At 71.0% G+C, this 17,685-nt stretch carries 15 protein-coding genes; 8 read left to right on the top strand and 7 right to left on the bottom strand.

Going from position 1 to position 17,685, the window contains the following annotated elements; genetic code table 11:
• Positions 1-29: 29 nt before the first annotated feature.
• A complete protein-coding gene (locus tag HKK72_RS17695; RefSeq protein ID WP_187235476.1) occupies positions 30-866 on the bottom strand; it encodes an SMP-30/gluconolactonase/LRE family protein in 837 nt (278 codons plus the stop codon).
• The gene (locus HKK72_RS17690) at positions 863-1,642 is read right to left on the bottom strand and encodes an IclR family transcriptional regulator (protein WP_187235475.1); all 780 of its coding nucleotides are present in this window, start codon (positions 1,640-1,642) and stop codon (positions 863-865) included. Before HKK72_RS17690 ends, HKK72_RS17695 begins: the two co-directional genes overlap by 4 nt.
• 142 nt (positions 1,643-1,784) lie before the next feature.
• Between HKK72_RS17690 and HKK72_RS17685 the strand changes: the two genes are divergently transcribed.
• The 5 genes from HKK72_RS17685 (at position 1,785) to HKK72_RS17665 (ending at position 7,039) form a co-directional block, all read left to right on the top strand.
• Complete coding sequence (locus HKK72_RS17685) at positions 1,785-2,705, top strand: U32 family peptidase (RefSeq protein WP_222720841.1); 921 nt, start codon at positions 1,785-1,787, stop codon at positions 2,703-2,705.
• A gap of 61 nt (positions 2,706-2,766) precedes the next feature.
• On the top strand, positions 2,767-3,951 hold the full coding sequence (locus HKK72_RS17680; RefSeq protein WP_187235474.1) for an aldose epimerase family protein: 1,185 nt from the start codon (positions 2,767-2,769) through the stop codon (positions 3,949-3,951).
• Positions 3,952-4,028: 77 nt separating this feature from the next.
• On the top strand, positions 4,029-5,168 hold the full coding sequence (locus HKK72_RS17675; RefSeq protein WP_187235473.1) for a sugar ABC transporter substrate-binding protein: 1,140 nt from the start codon (positions 4,029-4,031) through the stop codon (positions 5,166-5,168).
• 57 nt (positions 5,169-5,225) lie between these two features.
• Positions 5,226-6,257, top strand: coding sequence for an ABC transporter permease (locus HKK72_RS17670; RefSeq protein WP_222720840.1), 1,032 nt, complete (start codon positions 5,226-5,228; stop codon positions 6,255-6,257).
• Entirely contained in the window at positions 6,254-7,039 is a 786-nt protein-coding gene (locus HKK72_RS17665) for an ATP-binding cassette domain-containing protein (protein ID WP_187235472.1), read from the top strand. The genes HKK72_RS17670 and HKK72_RS17665 overlap by 4 nt, the downstream gene beginning before the upstream one ends.
• Positions 7,040-7,050: 11 nt before the next feature.
• Here the strand turns inward: HKK72_RS17665 and HKK72_RS17660 are convergent, their stop codons facing one another.
• Positions 7,051-7,830 (bottom strand): SGNH/GDSL hydrolase family protein, encoded by a 780-nt coding sequence (locus tag HKK72_RS17660; RefSeq protein WP_187235471.1) that lies wholly within the window; start codon positions 7,828-7,830, stop codon positions 7,051-7,053.
• Positions 7,831-8,105: 275 nt separating this feature from the next.
• Between HKK72_RS17660 and HKK72_RS17655 the strand changes: the two genes are divergently transcribed.
• Positions 8,106-8,687, top strand: coding sequence for an HD domain-containing protein (locus tag HKK72_RS17655; protein WP_187235470.1), 582 nt, complete (start codon positions 8,106-8,108; stop codon positions 8,685-8,687).
• A gap of 87 nt (positions 8,688-8,774) precedes the next feature.
• Positions 8,775-9,716, top strand: coding sequence for an LLM class F420-dependent oxidoreductase (locus HKK72_RS17650; RefSeq protein ID WP_187235469.1), 942 nt, complete (start codon positions 8,775-8,777; stop codon positions 9,714-9,716).
• Positions 9,717-9,782: 66 nt separating this feature from the next.
• Here the strand turns inward: HKK72_RS17650 and HKK72_RS17645 are convergent, their stop codons facing one another.
• From HKK72_RS17645 to HKK72_RS17630, 4 genes are all read right to left on the bottom strand, one after another.
• Entirely contained in the window at positions 9,783-10,787 is a 1,005-nt protein-coding gene (locus tag HKK72_RS17645; RefSeq protein ID WP_187235468.1) for a zinc-dependent alcohol dehydrogenase, read from the bottom strand.
• Positions 10,784-11,935, bottom strand: a complete 1,152-nt coding sequence (locus HKK72_RS17640) for a mandelate racemase/muconate lactonizing enzyme family protein (protein ID WP_187235467.1) — start codon at positions 11,933-11,935, stop codon at positions 10,784-10,786. The genes HKK72_RS17645 and HKK72_RS17640 overlap by 4 nt, the downstream gene beginning before the upstream one ends.
• Before the next feature lie 67 nt (positions 11,936-12,002).
• A complete protein-coding gene (locus HKK72_RS17635; RefSeq protein WP_222720839.1) occupies positions 12,003-12,791 on the bottom strand; it encodes a FadR/GntR family transcriptional regulator in 789 nt (262 codons plus the stop codon).
• A gap of 43 nt (positions 12,792-12,834) precedes the next feature.
• Positions 12,835-14,367, bottom strand: coding sequence for an alpha-N-arabinofuranosidase (locus tag HKK72_RS17630; protein ID WP_315987309.1), 1,533 nt, complete (start codon positions 14,365-14,367; stop codon positions 12,835-12,837).
• A gap of 223 nt (positions 14,368-14,590) precedes the next feature.
• On the opposite strand from HKK72_RS17630, the gene HKK72_RS17625 reads away from it, so the two are divergent.
• On the top strand, positions 14,591-17,685 hold a 3,095-nt coding region (locus HKK72_RS17625; RefSeq protein ID WP_222720838.1), incomplete at its 3' end, for a glycoside hydrolase family 2 TIM barrel-domain containing protein.

Raw genomic sequence — 17,685 nt, 5'->3', positions numbered from 1 at the left:
GCGACGGCCGGGCCCGGCCGGGTGAGCCGCTAGCCGGCGAAGGGTCGGGACGGCAGCCCCTGCCCGGCGCCCGGCACCACGAACACCGAACCGCTCAGAGGATGCTCCGAGCGGGCGGTCGTGATGTAGAGATCGGTGAGATCGTGGCCGCCGAAGGCGCACGCCGTGGTGTTGGGGACGGGCGCCTCGATCACCCGGTCGAGCGCTCCGGACGGGGTGTAGCGGTGCACGCGCCCCGCGCCCCACAGCGCCACCCACACACAGCCCTCGGCATCGACGGTCAGCCCGTCCGGCCTGTGGTCGTCGTCGAGGACGACGAACGGCCGGCGGTTCGTCACCGTCTCGCCGTGGTAGTCGAACACGTCCACCCGATGGGTGGGGGTGTCGTTGTAGTACATGAGCCGTTCGTCCGGGCTCCACCCGGTGCCGTTGCTGACCGTCACGTCGTCGAGGATGGTCGTGACCTCACCGCCGGGGGCGACGCGGTAGAGGGACCCTCCGCCGGGCGCCTGGTCGTAGCGCATCGTGCCGGCCCACAGCGACCCGTCCGGGGCGACGGCGGCGTCGTTGCCGCGGACCCCTGGCCTGCCGAACGGCGCGAGCCACCGGAAGGTCCCCTCCGGTTCGTACAGCCCGACGCCGTCGCGCAGGTTCGCCACGAGGCCGCCCTCTTCGCGCGGCTTGGCCGCGCCGACGTGCTGCGTGGTGCCGCGCACGGCGTCCTGGCCGGTGCCCGGGTCGTAGGTGTGGATCGCGCTGCCGAGGATGTCGACCCAGATCAGCCGGCCGGTGGTGGGGTCCCAGGTCGGGCCTTCGGCGAGCTCGGCCTTCGCGGAGACGGCGACCTCGATCCCGGTGTCGCTCATGACCGGTCACCGCCGCTCCGGTGACCGAGCCGGCCGGACAGTCCCATGGCCCCCCGCCGGACGAGCTCGCCCCACTCTCGTCGCCGGTCGTCGTTCCACCGAAGCGTCGGTACCGAGATGCTCATGGCCGCGACCATAGCGCCGGTGTGGTCGTAGACGGGTGCCGCCACACAGCGGACCGCCTCGTTGGACTCGCAGTCGTCGTAGGCCAGGCCCAGTTCGCGCACCTCGGTGAGACGCGTGCGCAGCCGCGCCGGCGAGGTGATGCTGTTCGGCGTCATGCCGGGCAGGTCGCGGTCGCGCGGATAGCGGGCGTCCAGCGCCTCTTCGCTCAGCTCGCTGAGCAGCATCTTGCCCAGGCCGGTGCAGTGCGCGGGGAGCCGCCGCCCGACCGCCGACACCATCCGCACCGGATGGGTGCTGTCGACCTTGGCGACGTAGACCACGTCGGTGCCGTCGAGCACCGCGACCTGGACGGTCTCGTCGCACTCGGCCGCCACCTTCAGGGCGACCTCGCGGCCTTCGTGGGCGAGGTCGAGCTGGTCGGCGAACACGCTGCCGAGCTGGAACAGCCGCAGCCCGAGCCGGTAACGCGTGGGCTGGCCGGACACCGGGATCAGGTAGGAGCGGTCGACCAGCGTGGTGATCAGCTCGTGCACGGTCGTGCGGGGCAGGCCCAGGCGTTCGGTGATGTCGGGCGCGGACAGGCTGGAGCGATCCAGGAAGAGCTCGAGGATGTCCAGCGCTCGGCTGACGGCGGGGACCGCGCGACCCATGACTGCCACCTTGTCGGACGTCGTGCGAAATACCGAATGCACCATAGCAAACAGGCTGTTGACGGCGGAACTTCCCGGTGATTACCTTCCATATGCGGGCAATCTTTCGAACTCAGTTCGAAATATCGAACAAGGAGCAAGTGTGAGCTTCGACGGCCATGACGGGATGGCGAGCACCCGGCGGTATCTCTCCTCGCTCGGGCTGCCTGAGCGCGACCTGGGCGAGCTGCCGGACTCCGCGAAGCGCTTCCCCGACGGCGCGCAGTTCCGGGTGGAGATCCCGTCGGTGGAGGGCCCCGCGCCACTGCGGGCCGTCCTGGAGGCCGCGAAGGAACACGACCTCCGGATCCACCGGATCAGCCAGGGCAGCGGCATGATGCTGCTGACCGACGCTGAGATCGCCGAGATGGTGACGCTCGGGCGCGAAAGCGACGTGGAGGTGTGCCTGTTCGTCGGCCCGCGCGCCTCCTGGGACACCGGCGTCCAGGTCACGGCGTCGTCGGGCGGTGTGGCGGCGGGCGTGCTGCGCGGCGCCGACCAGCTCGTGTACGGCATCGAGGACGTCGTGCGCGGATGCGAGCTCGGGGTTCGAAGCGTGCTCGTCAGCGACATCGGTCAGCTCTGGGTGCTCGGCCGGATGAAGAGCACCGGCGATCTGCCCCCGGATCTGGAGTTCAAGGCCTCGATCTCGTTCCCCACGGCGAATCCGGCCACGGCGCGGCTGCTCGAGGATCTCGGCATCACCACCATCAACCTGCCCACGGACCTGTCCCTGGCACAGGTGGCGGCGATCAGGCATGCCGTCGATGTGCCGCTGGACATCTACATCGAGGGCGCGGACGACTTCGGGGGCGTCGTCCGCTACTACGAGGTGCCCGATCTCGTCCGGATCGCGGCGCCCGTCCACCTGAAGTTCACCGTCCGCAACGCTCCCGGCATCTATCCCTCCGGCCGGCATCTCGCCGAGCTCGCCGTCGCGACGGCCCGCGAGCGCGTACGCCGCGCCGCGATCGGCCTGGCGATGCTGGACCGCTACTACCGGGAGGCCGTCGCCAGTCCCTGACGGCTCCTGGTTCCACGACCGACTCGGGGGGCACACCACACCACCGCAGAAAGAGGTGCCCATGCTCGTCTGCTCAGGAAGACGCTCGCTCGTGCGGCTGTGCCTGGCCGCTCTATTGGCGGCCGCGATGACCGCGTCCGGCGCCGCCGCCTCCGCAGCCTCCCCCGGGGCCGCCAGGGCCCGGCCGGCGATCGCCAAGGACCTGTTCGGAACCCTGGCGGACGGCACGAAGGTGTGGCGGTTCACCCTCACCAACCCCCGCGGTGTACGGGTCCGCATCATCACGTACGGGGGCATCGTCCAGACGATCGAGACCCCGGACCGCAGGGGCCGGATCGGCAACGTGGCCCTCGGCTTCGCGACGCTGGACGACTACGTGACCAAGAACAGCCCCTATTTCGGCGCGATCATCGGCCGGTACGGCAACCGGATCGCCGGGGGCAGGTTCACGATCGACGGAGTGACCTACCAGGCACCGCTGAACAACGGGCCGAACAGCCTGCACGGCGGCACCACCGGCTTCGACAAGCGGGTGTGGGCGCCGACTCCGCGCCTGCACGGTGACGAGGTCTCGCTGAGGCTGGACTACACCAGCCCCGACGGCGAGATGGGCTATCCGGGCACGCTGAAGACCACCGTCACCTACACGCTCACCGCCGAGAACGCCATCCGGATCGACTACCGCGCGACCACCGACAAGGCGACGATCGTCAACCTCACCAACCACTCCTACTTCAATCTGGCCGGTGACGGCTCCGGCACGATCTACGACCAGGAACTGCAGATCAACGCCGACCGGTACACGCCCGTCGACGCCACCCTCATCCCCACGGGACAGCTCGCGCCGCTGGCCGGCACCCCGCTGGACTTCCGGTCGGCCACGCCCATCGGCGAGCGGATCCGCGTGCCGCACCAGCAACTGCTGTACGGCCAGGGCTACGACCACAACTACGTGCTGAAGCGCAGGGGCTCCGGGCTGGAGCTCGCCGCACGGGCCAGTGACGCGCGGACCGGCCGGGTGCTGTCGATCTACACCGAAGAGCCCGGCATCCAGTTCTACTCCGGCAACTTCCTCGACGGCACGCTCGTCGGCACCGGCGGCCGCGTGTACCGGCAGGGCGACGGGTTCGCGCTCGAGACCCAGCACTACCCCGACTCCCCGAACCACCCGAACTTCCCCTCGACCGTGCTCCGGCCCGGCCAGACGTATCAGACGACCACCGTCTACCAGTTCTCGGCGCGCTGAGACTCCGGTGGGGCCGCAGCGACTTGCCGCGGCGGCCCCCCGGTCTCCGTGACCGCGCCCTCCGCAGGGAGGTATGAGTGAAAGACGTCAATCCCACGGTCGAAGAGGCCGTGGACACGCTAGGCATCACCGGAGTCGCGCGGCGGCGGCTGCTCAGCGGCGCCGGGCTGGTGAGCGCCACCGCGGCCGCGTCGGCGCTGCTGGCGGCCTGCTCCCCAGACAACAAGAAGGAGACGCCGGCCGCCGCCGGCGGTTCGGGCGACTTCCCGGCCACTCCCAAGTGGAAGTTCGTGTTCGTCAACCATGTGACCACCAACCCCTTCTTCACCCCCACGCAGTACGGCGCGCAGGACGCGTGCGCACTGCTCGGCTGCCAGTTCCAGTGGACCGGCTCCGAGACGGCCAAGGTCCCCGAGATGGTCAACGCGCTCAACACCGCCGTCTCTGCCAAGGCCGACGGCATCGCGGCGGCGGTGGTCGACAAGAACGCCTTCAAGGACCCGATCGCCAAGGCCCTCGACTCGGCGATCCCCGTCGTGTCGTACAACGCCGACGGCTCCAGGGACGACCCGGGCAGCGACCGGCTCGCCTACGTCGGCCAGGATCTGTACGCCTCCGGGTACGAGCTCGGCAAGCGCGTCGCCTCGCTCATGACGAATGGCGGGGACGCGGTCGGCTTCATCGCCACTCCCGGGCAGTTGAACATCCAGCCCCGGATCGACGGCGCCAAGGACGCCATCAAGGCCTCGGGCAAGTCCATCAACTTCACCGATGTCGCGAGCGGCGCCGAGCTGCCGAAGGAACTGTCCACCATCGACGCCTACGTCCAGGGCCACAGCGGGCTCAAGGGCATCTTCGCCGTCGACGCCGGATCGACCGAGGCGGTCGGCAAGACCGTGGCGAAGTACAAGCTCAAGAGCAAGGGCGTCGTGGCCGGCGGCTTCGACCTGAACCCGGCGACGCTCACCGCCATCAAGGCCGGCGACCTCGACTTCACCATCGACCAGCAGCCCTACCTCCAGGGCTTCCTGCCGGTGCTGCAGCTCTGGCTCTACAAGCTGTCCGGCGGCCTGGTGGCGCCGGCCGACACCAACACCGGCCTGCTGTTCGTCGGCAAGGACACCGTCGACCCCTACCTGGCCACCAAGACCCGGTTCGAGGGCTCGAGCACCCGGCAGCAGGTGCTCAACCGCTCCGGGGCCATCCCGCACGGATGATCGACGCGGGAGGGGCCGAACGGCCCCTCCCGCACCGGAAGGAGCTGGGACACGCCCGTGAGTGAGACCATCGAGAACTCGGTCGGCAAGGTGCGCCCCCCGTCGCCGGGGCCGCCCGCCCGCGGCGCGCTGCGGACGGGTGCGGACGCCTTCCTGCGCCGGCGCGAGGCGAGCATCCTGCTGGTCGCCGTCGCGCTGTTCGTCTACTTCCGTACGGCGAGCGACGTCTTCCTGACCAACGACAACCTGGTGAACATCTCGCAGGTGCTGGCGCCCGCCGCCATCATCGCCGTGGGGCAGGTGCTGCTGCTGGTCAGCGGCGAGATCGACCTGTCCGTCGGCATGGTGTTCACGCTGGCGCCGTTCCTGATGCACTACGCCATCGACTACTACGGCGCCTATCCGATCGTCGCGATAGCGATCGCGCTGGCCGCGGCCTCGGCCATCGGATTCGTCAACGGATTCGTCACCGTGGTGCTCAAGGTGCCGTCGTTCGTCGCGACGCTCGGGACGCTGTTCGTCGTCAACGGGATCACGCTGACCACTTCGCACGCCTACCCGGCCGAGATCCCGCCGGCAGCGGTGGGCATCGAGGGGTGGTTCGGCCGGGCTCCGTGGGCGGAGCTGATCTGGGCGGTGCTGATCGTCGCCTTCTTCCACGTGCTGCTCACCCGTACGCGCTGGGGGCTGCACACCGTGGCGGTCGGCGGCAACCCGCTCGGTGCGAGCGAGGCGGGCATCCGGGCCGGCCGGATCAAGATCGGCAACTTCATGGTCACCAGTGTGCTTGGCGCGTTCGCCGGCATCCTCGAGGCGTTCCGGGTGCAGTCGATCGACCCGACGGCGGGCGGCACGGGCATCATGTTCACCGCGGTGGCCGCCGCCGTGATCGGCGGCACCGCGCTCGCGGGCGGCTCCGGCACGGTCATCGGGGCCTTCCTCGGCGCGCTCGTGCTCGCCGTGCTCGGCAACGGCTTCAACCTCATAGGGATCTCCGCCAACCCGTTCAACCTGATCCTCGGCGCGGCGATCCTGATCTCGATGATCTCCAACGTCTATCTGGCCAGGCTGCGAAGGGCGGGGCGATGACCGAGGAAGGGACGACGGCCGAAGCGGCGACGGCGACCACAGTGCTGTCGGTCGAGCACGTCGCCAAGCGGTTCGGCGCCGTGACCGCCCTGCGCGACGTCAATCTGCGGCTCGGCCGGGGCGAGGTGCTCGGGCTCATCGGCGACAACGGCGCGGGCAAGTCAACGCTGCTGAAGATCCTCTGCGGTTTCCACCGGCCGGACTCGGGGCGGATCGTGCTGAACGGCGACGAGGTGACCCTCAAGTCGGTCGAGCACGCCCGCTCCCTCGGCATCGACGCCGTCTACCAGGACCTCGCGCTGGTGAACGAGCTGACCGTCTACCACAACATGTTCCTCGGCCGGGAGAAGGTGTGGCCGGTTCGGCTGCTGAACAACCGCGCCATGCGCCGGATCGCCGCCGAGCATCTCCGGGACATGGGGGTGAACATCCCCTCGGTGGACGTCGAGGTGGCCAAGCTGTCCGGCGGCCAGCGCCAGGCCATCGCGGTCGCCCGCTCGGTCTACTCCGACGCGAAGATCCTCCTGCTGGACGAGCCGCTCGCCGCCATGGGCGCGAAGGAGGGTGCGCTCATCCTCGACCTGGTCCGCGACCTGAAGCGCCGCGGCGAGGTCTCGATCATCATCATCGCGCACAACTACGCCCAGGTCCTGGAGGTGTGCGACCGGGTCAACCTGCTGCAGCACGGTGCGATCGCCTTCGACGAGCAGACCTCGCGCACCTCGCTCCAGGAGCTGACGGAGCTGGTCGTCGCGGAGTACCGCACGGCCAGGGGTGGCTGACCGCCCGGAACTCAGGTCTCGTCGCGGTAGGTGAACGGCCCGAGGTCGGCCCGCTTGGCGACGATGTCGTCGCCGGACGAGCGGCCGCGCAGCCGCCGCCCGACCCAGGGGACGAGGAAGCCGCCGGCCCATCGCAGATCCGCGAGCCGTCGCGCGCCGGGGCTCAGCGTGGGGAGCGGGGGCGGCGGCTCGCGCCAGTCGCCGTCGGCGGGCACGCCGAGCGCCTCCAGCGTGGCGAGCGCCACCCGGCGGTGGCCCGCCGGGGACATGTGCAGCCGGTCGGCGTTCCACATGCGCCAGTCGCGCAGAACGGTCATCGCCCACTGGTCGACGACGTACGCTCCGTGCCGTGCCGCGATGCCGCGGATGTGCTCGTTGTAGACGGCCACCCGGCCGCGCGTCCGCCGGATCACCGGGGAGCCGACCGGATCGACCCCGGTGAACACCACGACGTCGGCGCCCGCGTCCCGCAGCCGCCGCACCGCGTCCTCGGCGCGCTCGGCCAGGGCGTCCACATCGGTTCCCGGGCGCAGCAGATCGTTCCCACCGCCCGAGATCGACACCAGATCGGGGCCGAGGGCGATCGCCTGCGGCAGCTGGCCTTCGATGATCTGCCCGAGCAGCCGCCCGCGGACCGCCAGGTTGGCGTAGGCGAAGCCCTCGGTGCGGGCGGCGAGGGCTCCCGCCACCCGGTCGGCCCACCCGCGCCAGCCGCCCGGGGTCTCGGGATCGGGGTCTCCGAGTCCTTCGGTGAAGGAGTCGCCGATGGCGACGTACCGCTTCCAGGTCATGGGGGAATTCTGCCGTACGCCTTAATTAACCGGACAAATAGGTCGGTCACGGGGCGTGGCCGCACGTGAAGCGCCGCGGCTCCCCGTCGCCGGTGCGAGTGCCTCGATATGGGAAAGGCCGTGGCAATTCCTGTGCTCGGCACTCCGGGCCGCCGCGCGCAGCTGCGACAGTTGATCAGAGACGTGCGCCTGATCGATCGACCGGCATGCCCGGCGACCGGCCTCGCCGGGCCCGGGTACGCGCTCAGGCGGGTACGCGACGGGAAGGGATCTTCATGACGAGCGAACTGGCCCGGCTGACCGGCTTCCTTTACGAGCAGGGGCTGTTGAAGCGCTACCGGCGCACCGGTTGGCACATCGTCGGCGTGGGGAACCCCGAGAGCATCGCCGACCACTCCTTCCGTACGGCGGTCATCGCGACCGTCCTTGCCGCGATGGAGGACGCCGACCCCGAACGCGCCGCTCTGCTCGGGCTGCTCCACGACACCCAGGAGACCCGGCTCACCGACATCCCCTACGTCGCCAAGCGCTATCTCGCCGCCGCCGCCAACCAGGACGTCACGGCGGACCAGACGCGCGGGCTTCCGGAGGCCGTGGCCAAGGTCGTGCGCGGGGCGGTCGACGAGTACGAGGAACGCGAGAGCACCGAGGCCCTGTGCGCCCGCGACGCGGACAAGCTCGAATGCCTCATCCAGGCACTGGAATATCGCGCTCAGGGACACCAGAACGTCCAGCCCTGGATCGACAGCTCACTCGCCGCGCTCCAGACGTCCTCGGCCAAGGCCCTCGCCGACGAGGCGCTTCAGGAGGGCTGCCTCGAGTGGCTGGACCGCGTGATGAACGGTGAAAGGGCCTGAGTGAAAGGGCCTGAGAGCGGTCCCGCCCCGATTTCGCTGCGCGCGTAGGGCCTGGATCGCGCGTGGCACGTGGGACAGGCTGATCGCATGACGGAATTCCGGTTCGGGTTCAACGTCTTCGGCATCCGGTCGCGGCAGGACTTCGTCGAGCAGTGCCGTACGGCGGAGGCACTGGGTTACGACACGGCACTGGTGCCCGACCACCTCGGCGGCCCGGCGCCCTTTCCCACCCTCATCGCCGCGGCCGAGGCCACGGAGCGGCTGCGGGTGGGCACGATGGTGCTCAACGTCGGCTTCTGGAATCCGCACCTGCTCGCTCGCGAGGTGGCGACGGCGGACCTGCTCACCGGGGGACGCCTGGAACTCGGGCTCGGCTCAGGCCACATGAAGTGGGAGTTCGACGCCGCCGGGATCGGCTGGGAGCCGCTCGCCGACCGCACCGAGCGGCTCGCGCGCACGGTCGAGGAGCTCGGCCGGCTGCTGCGCGGTCCGGACTACGAGGAGCGTGCCCAGCTCCGGAGCGCCTTCGACCTGCCCGACCTCACGCCCGTTCAGCGCCGCGGGTTCGGCGGATCGGGGCCGCCCCTGCTCATCGGCGGCACCGGCGACGCCGTCCTGCGGCTGGCCGCCGAGCACGCCGACATCGTCGGCCATGCCGGCGCCATCCAGCTCAAGGGCCGGCCGCCGGGGACCTTCCGGCTGGCGACCGCCGCCGAGATGGACGAACGGGTCGCCTTCGTGCGCGAGCACGCGGGGGAGCGGGCCGGCGACCTGGAGTCGAACGTGCTCGTGCAGATGGTCGTCGTCACCCGAGACCGCCGGGCGGTGGCCGAGAAGCTGGTGTCCGAGCAGCCGACCTTCACGGTCGACGAGGCCCTGGAGAGCCCGCTCCTGCTCATCGGCACCGTGGAGCAGATCGCCGAGCGGTTGCTCGAGAACCGGGAGCGGTACGGCTTCTCCTACATCACCGTGCACGAGCCGTACATGACCGAGCTCGCGCCGGTGATCGAGCGTCTCCGGGCCGGCTGAACCCGCCCGGAGCCCTTCGCCGCGGCCGGTCCGCCGGCCGTTCGTCGCGGCGGTGCCGCGCGGGCCTCAGGGGTGCAGCAGGACCTTGCCCGCGGTGGAGGAGCCGCTGAGCTCGAGCGCCTCCTCGTAGTCCTCGAGCGGCAGGTCGTGGGTGATGAGGGGCTCGGGGGCGAGGATGCCGGCGTTGAAGGCACGCACCGCGTACGTCCAGTCGGCGGAGGTCGCGCCGAACACACTGCTCAGCGTCAGGTTGCGGGTCACGATGAGCGAGGTCGGGACGGCGTCGGCGGGGTCGCCGGGGATCCCGGTGAGGACCACGCGGCCCCCGCGGCGCGCGAGGGCGACGCCGGTGCGCGCGGTGCCAGCGGCGCCCGCCGTCTCGACGACCACGTCGAAGCGGCCGGTCAGCCGCTCGGCCGCCTCAGGCGGATGGAACGTCGTCGCCCCGGCCGCGAGCGCCGGCCGCTCGCGCTCGCCGCGCGGGTCGAAGACGGTGAGCTCGGCGGGGGAGGACGCCGCGAGCAACTGCAGCGACAGCGCTCCGAGAGTGCCCGCGCCCACGACGGCCACCGAGTCGCCGGGACGCGGGGCGACCTTCCGGAGGGCCGCGGCGACGACGGCGGCGGGCTCCAGCAACGCGGCGGCGCGCAGGTCGGTGCCCGGGGCGAGGACGTGCAGCAGCCTGGCCGGGAGCAGCAGGTGGTCGGCGAACGCGCCGGGCCGGGTGAAGCCGGTCTCGTCGTAACCTCCCGTGCACAGGTTCGTGTCGCCGGTCCGGCAGTTGTCGCACGCCAGGCAGGCGCGGTAGCCCTCGCCCACGACGGGCGACCCGGCGAGCGCCGGATCGACGCCGGCGCCGACCGCCGCCACGGTGCCCGACCACTCGTGGCCGGGCGTCACCGGGTAGGCCGCGAAACCCTCGGGCCTGGTTCCCGCGTGCAGCTCGCGGTCGCTGCCGCACACTCCGGCGGCGGACACCTTCACGAGCGCCTCGCCCGGGCCGGGCTCCGGCAGGTCCGTGGTGATCAGTCGCCACGATCCGGGCGACTCCAGCAGGATCGAACGGTTCATGGTCGCGGGTCCCTCATGTGCCAGTCGTCGGCGAACAGGTCGAAGGCGGCGCGCTGCCGGGGGAACTCGGCGAGCGCGTCCAGGTCGAGCTCCACCCCGAGGCCGGGCGCCGTCGGCAGCGCGAAGTGGCCGTCCACCACCTCGGGCAGCCCCGGCGCCACCCGCTTGACGCCCGCGTCGGCGAAGTCGTTGAAGTGTTCCTGGATCTTGAAGTTCGGGGTGCACGCCGCGAGATGCAGGTTCGCGGCGGTGAGCACCGGGCCGCCGACGTTGTGCGGTGCGACGAGCACGTAGTGCGTCTCGGCCGTGGCGGCCAGTTTGCGCGTCTCGAGAATGCCGCCGAGGTGCCCGATGTCGGGCTGGATGATGTCGGCCGCCTGCAGCTCGAACAGCTCGCGGAACTCGGCGCGGTCGTGAATCCGCTCGCCGGTCGCGATCGGCAGCGTGGTGTGCGCCGCGACCTTGGCGAGGGCCTTGAGGTTCTCCGGTGGGCAGGGCTCCTCGATCCACGCCGGGTCGTACGGTTCCAGCAGGCGGGCGAGCCGGATCGCGGTGGCGGGGGAGAAGCGCCCGTGCATCTCGACCAGCAGCTCTGTCTCGGGGCCGACGGCGTCCCGTACCGCCTCGACCAGGGACACCGAGCGCACGGTCTCGGCGTGGTCGAGCTCGAGCCGCCCGGCGCCGAACGGGTCGAGCTTGAGGGCGCGATAACCGCGCTCGACGACTCCGCGGGCGGCCTCGTGAAAGGCCTCGGGGGAGCGCTCGACCGTGTACCACCCGTTGGCGTAGGCCTTGACCCGATCCCGGACCCGGCCGCCCAGGAGCCGCCACACCGGCTGGCCCAGGGCCTTGCCGACGATGTCCCAGCAGGCCATCTCGACGCAGGCGATACCGGACATCACGATCTCGCCCGCGCGACCGTAGTCGCCGTACTTCATCCGGTGGACCAGGTCCTCGATGTCGAACGGGTCGGAGCCGGCGACGTGGTTGCGCCCGGCCTCGGCCAGGTAGCCCAGCAGCGCGTCGGTGTGGCCCAGCATCCGGGTCTCGCCCACGCCCGTCAGGCCCTCGTCGGTGTGCACGCGGACGTAGGTGAGGTTCCGCCACGGGGTGCCCGCGACATGGGTGGTCAGCTTGGTGATGCGCACGTGGTGTGGTTCCTTCCATGCCGGGGGTGTCGGGCGGCTCGGGCGCCGGGGAGCCGATCCGCGTGGGTCATCGGGGAAGATCGGGCTCGATGCGCGGCTCGGTGAGGGTCAGCGCGGCCCTGAGGTCGCGGGCGGTCTGCTCCAGGTGGTCGCGCATGGCGGCGGCGGCCCCGGCCGGGTCGCGGTCCCTGACCCGGTCGAGGATGCGGGCGTGCTGCTCGATGACGTCCTCGACGGTGCCGCCCCGGGCGAGGTGACCGCGCAGGCTCCGCATCCGGCCGGCGTGCAGGGGTCCCTCCATCCCCTCCAGCAGGAAGCTGAGCATCTGGTTGCCGGTGGCCGCGGCCAGGCCCTCGTGGAAGCGCAGGTCGGCGTCGTGAATGGCGCCGGTGTCGCCGATGTCGCCCGCGACCTCCCGCATGGCCGCCAGCGCGGACTCGAGCGCGGTGATCGACGCACGGCCGGCCCGCAGGGCCGCGAGCGAGGCGATGTGCACCTCGAGCGCCTGCCGTACCTCCAGGAGATCCATGAGCCGGCGCGGATCCCGGCGCACGGCCGAGGTGAAGTAGTCGTCGATGGGGCCCGCGCTCGGATGGGCGACCACCGGCCGCCGCCCCTGCCGGACGTCGAGCAGCCCCCGGGCCTGGAGCGCCTTGGTGGCCTCGCGCACGGTGAGGCGGCTCACCCCGAGCTGGACGGCCAGCGCCGACTCCGAGGGCAGCTCGGAGCCCGGGTTCAGCTCACTGAAGATCAGGTCTTCGAGGCGCTGCAGGACCGCTCCGATGACCTTCTGCGCCGGGGCGCCGGCCGTGGGACGTGGGGGGGCGTCCGGGATGTCACCGAGGCTGTCCGACACGGCATCCAGAGTGCACGACACCCGACCCGGTGGCAAGCACCCATCAGATGAGTACGACACCCGACCCGGAGGTGGGGGCGAGGCGGATGACGTTCCAGGACACCGGGGGCAGTTCCGCGCGCAGCAGCCCGTCCTCGACCGCGGCGCCGGTCACGGCGCGGGGCCGCACCCGGTCGGGGCGGTCGGCGGTGTTGCCGGCGAGGCGGTCGGCGTCGGACAGCACCTGGTGCCCGACCAGCCGGCATTCGCCGAGCGCCCGCAGGTGCGCGGTGAGATCGAGCGGCCGTTCCAGGTCGCGGTTGACGGCGAAGATCGTCACCATGCCGTCCTCGTCGCGCGTCGCGGTCGCGTGCAGCGCCGGCACCTCGCCGAACCGGGCCGTCTCGACGACCGGCCCCGACGGCTCCACCCGCAGCACCTCGCCGCGCCCGAACCGCGCCGCCTGCGCGAACGGGTGGAAGATGGTCTGCCGCCAGGCGGCGCCGCCCGGCTCGGCGACGATCGGCGCGATCACGTTGACCAGCTGCGCCTGGCAGGCGACCGACACCCGGTCGCAGTGCCGCAGCAGCGCGATGAGCAGGCTGCCCACGACCACGGCGTCGGTGACGTTGTAGCGGTCCTCGAGCAGCCGCGGCGCCTCCGCCCACTCGGCCGGCGGCCCCTGCCCCTGCCACCGGCTCAGGTACCAGACGTTCCACTCGTCGAACGACAGGTCGATCCGCTTCGCGGACCTGGTCACCGCGCGAACGTGGTCACAGGTCGCGACCACGCTCTCGATGAACGACTCCATGTCGACGGCCGAGGCCAGGAAGCTCGCCGGGTCGCCGTCGTGCTCTTCGTAGTAGGCGTGCAGGGAGACGTAGTCGACCACGTCGTAGGCCTCTTCGAGGACGGTGGCCTCCCACGCCCCGAACGTCGGCATGCCGGAGTGCGAGCTGCCGCAGGCCACCAGCCGCACCGACGGATCGATCGTCCGCATCGCCCGGGCGGTCTCGGCGGCCAGCCGGCCGTACTCCCGCGCGGTCTTGTGCCCCGTCTGCCACGGGCCGTCCATCTCGTTGCCGAGGCACCACAGGCCGATGCCGTACGGCTCCTTCGCGCCGTGCGCGGCCCGCAGGTCCGACCAGTGCGTCCCCTCGGGGTGGTTGGCGTACTCGAGCAGGTCGCAGGCCTCGGCGATGCCGCGGGTGCCGAGATTGACCGCCATCATGGGCTCGACGCCCGCGCGGCGCGTCCACGCCATGAACTCGCCGAGCCCGAAGGCGTTGGTCTCGACCGAGTGCCACGCCGGATCGAGGCGTCGCGGGCGGCGCTCCGGCGGTCCGACGCCGTCCTCCCAGCGGTGGCCGGAGACGAAGTTCCCGCCCGGATAGCGGACGACGCTCACCCCGAGCTCACGGACGAGATCGAGGACGTCCTCGCGGAAGCCGTCGGCGTCGGCGGCCGGGTGTCCCGGCTCGTAGACGCCGGTGTAAACGCACCGGCCCAGATGCTCCACGAAGGAGCCGAACAGCCGGCGGTCGATCTCGCCGATCGGGAAGGCCGGGTCGATGGTGAGCTCGGCGTGATGGGCCACGCGCCCAGGGTGCATGAACCGGACCGGTAGATCAAGACCTATCTGATGAGTTACTCCGTGTCATCTGACATGGAAAGAACGTGAGGACGCAGCGGGGACGATCGTCATCCGCCGGTGACTTGCTGTTGCGACTGTTGTCATGGTGACGCGGAAGACTTAACGTCCAGGATGTTCCGTACGTCAAGTTCGCGTTCGTTTTCGAACAAACTGGGCGGTGCGTCATATGACGTCGAAAAGCCGGATGACCCGCTGGGCGGCCGTACTCGTCATCGGCGTAATGGTGCTCGCGGGATTCCCCGTGCCGGCCGTGGCGACGCCGCGGGAACCGGCCGACGCATCCGACGTCTACGCCTACCTGGATGATCCGCAGATGACCGGGGAGGGACAGGAGCCCGCGCACGCCGTGCTCCGTCCGTACGAGAACCAGAGATCGGCCGTCGCCGGCGGGGACTCGCCGTTCGCGCGGTCACTGGACGGTCAGTGGCGGTTCGCGCTCGCCGAGCGACCGGGGGAGGTGCCCGCAGGCTTCCAGCGGGACGGCTACGACACCTCGGGGTGGCGGCGGGTCAGCGTGCCGCACACCTGGCAGAGCGACCGGCTCGACCATCCGGTCTTCCGCAACATCCCCACCGAGGTGTGGCCCGACGACCCGCCGAGGGCGCCACGCGACATCAATCCCACCGGGGCGTACGTGCGGAGCTTCGACGTGCCGGCGAGCTGGGACCGGCGCCGCACGTTCCTGCGCTTCGAGGGCGTCACCAGCGGCTACTTCGTCTGGGTCAACGGCGAGTACGTGGGCTACGACCAGGGCGGCTACACGCCGGCCGAGTTCGACGTCACCGACCACGTCCACAGCGGCGCCAACACGGTCGCGGTGCAGGTGCACCGCTGGGGCTCCGGTTCCTATCTGGAGGACTACGACCAGTGGCGCTACAGCGGCATCTTCCGGTCGGTGTGGACCTACTCCACGCCGCAGGCGTACGTGCGGGACGTCCACGTCACCACCGACCTCGACTCCGCCTACCGAGACGCGACCCTGAACGCCGCCGTCACGCTCGCCCGCAAGGACGGACCTGAGGGCGCTTACACGGTCACCGGCACCCTCGTCGACCCGAAGGGCAGGACCGTCCAGCGGCTGTCCGGCGAGGCCGACATGTCCGGCGGGACCGGCGGCGCCGGAGAGACCGCCACGGTGCGCCTGTCGGGTCTGGTGCGCGACCCGGCGAAGTGGTCGGACGAGACGCCGAACCTCTACACGCTGGTGCTGGCGCTCACCGACCCGTCCGGCCGGACCACCCACGTCACCCGCGAGACAGTCGGCTTCCGCGAGATCGAGATCCGCGACCGGCGGTTGCTCGTCAACGGCGAGCGCATCCTGATCAAGGGTGTGAACCGCTCGGAGACCGACCCCGACACCGGCCGGCACCAGACCCGGCGGCGGATGGAGTCCGATGTCGCGCTCATGAAGCGGTTCAACGTCAACGCCGTGCGGACCTCGCACTACCCGAGCGACCCCTACCTCTACGACCTCGCCGACCGCAGGGGGCTGTGGATCGACGACGAGGTCGACATCGAGACGCACAACCACGAGAACTGCCCGAGCGACTGCCTCGCCGACCGGGCCGAATGGCAGAAGGCGTTCGCCGACCGGTTCCAGGCGATGGTGGCGCGCGACAAGAACCACCCGAGCGTCTTCCTGTGGGACACCGGCAACGAGGCCGGGCTCGGCAGGGCGCACTACGCGATGGCCGAGTGGGCGACCGCGAACGATCCGTCCCGGCCGCTTTACCACCAGTCCAACTCCCCGGACGGCGACGCCCCCTTCGCGAACGTGTGGGGACCGCGCTACCCGACGCCGGCACGCCTGGAGGGCCAGGCCCAGCGCACCACGAAGCCGATCATCATGGGCGAGTACGCGCACGCGATGGGCAACAGCCTCGGCAACTTCCGCGAGTTCTGGGAGGTCGTGCGCAAGTATCCGCAGGTGCAGGGCGGGTTCATCTGGGACTGGGCCGAGGCCAACCTGCGCCATCCGCTCATCACCACCCCCGACGGCTCGGGCAACGGCATCAAGGCCTGGCTGCAGGGCATCCCGAAGGTGGTCGACGGTCACCGGGGCAAGGGGCTGTACTTCTCCGGTCTTGACGACTTCGTCGAGGTCTACCGTGACCGGCGGCTGGACATCACGGGCACCGGCCTGACCCTGGACGCGTGGGTGAAGCCGGCCAGACCCTGGACCGGCGACTTCACGATCCTGTCCAAGGACGACCACCAGTTCGCGCTCAAGATGAGCAACGAGAACACCCTGGAGTTCTTCGTCCACAGCGGCACCTGGCGGACCGTGCGGGCCCCGGTGCCGGCCGACTGGTACGACCGATGGCACCGCGTCACCGGCACCTACGACGGTTCCGCGCTGCGCCTCTACATCGACGGCGCGCAGGCGGCGCAGGTGCCGTTCACCGGCCCGATCGACTGGTCGTCGTGGGAGGTCAACGTCGGCCGCAACACCGAGACCATGCAGGACGACATGCGCGGCCGGATGGCGCACGGCTCGATCGACGACGTCCGGATCTATCCGCGGGCGCTGAGCGCCGGCGACCTGGCGTCGGGCGCCGACCCGAAGCGCGACGCGGCGCTGGCACTGGACTTCGACTCCTTCAAGGAGAGGGGCGCGTTCCTGTCCAACGGGCAGAGCCTGTCCGGTGTGGACGGGCTGGTCGGCTCCGCCCGGTACGTACAGCCCGAGACCGCCCAGCTCGCCTGGGTGCAGTCACCGATCCGCATCACCGGCACGGGCACCGACGTCACGGTGTCGAGCGAGCGGGTGTTCGCCGGCACCGGCGACCTGGAGCTGCGCTGGAAGATCACCGAGGGGCGCCGGACACTGAGCTCCGGGCACCGGCCGCTCTCGCTCGGCCCCGGCGGATCCGTCGACGTAACCCTGCCCGAACCGCCCCCGAACCCGTCAGGGGCCGAACGCTGGCTCACCGTCGAGGCGGTCCTCGCGGAGAAGACCTGGTACGCGCCCAAGGGGCACACGGTCGGCACCGGCCAGCTCGCGGTCGGCGGCACCGAGGTGCCCGGGGTCCGGATGCCCGTGCCGGACCGGCCGGTCCGGGTGACCGAGGACGACGACGAGGTGGTGGTCTCGGGCCGCGACTTCCGCTACACCTTCGACCGGGCCAAGGGCACGCTCACCTCGATGCGCCACCGGGGCGCCGAGCTCGTGCGCACCGGCCCGGAACTCGACGTGTGGCGACCGCCGATCAGCAACGAGATCTACACGTGGGGACGAGCCGAGGGGGAGGACTGGCGCAG

Source organism: Actinomadura sp. HBU206391, assembly GCF_014323665.1.
Lineage (GTDB): Bacteria > Actinomycetota > Actinomycetes > Streptosporangiales > Streptosporangiaceae > Actinomadura_C.
The sequence above is the reverse complement of the archived record's forward strand: the minus strand, read 5'-3'. Positions and strand labels throughout refer to the sequence as shown.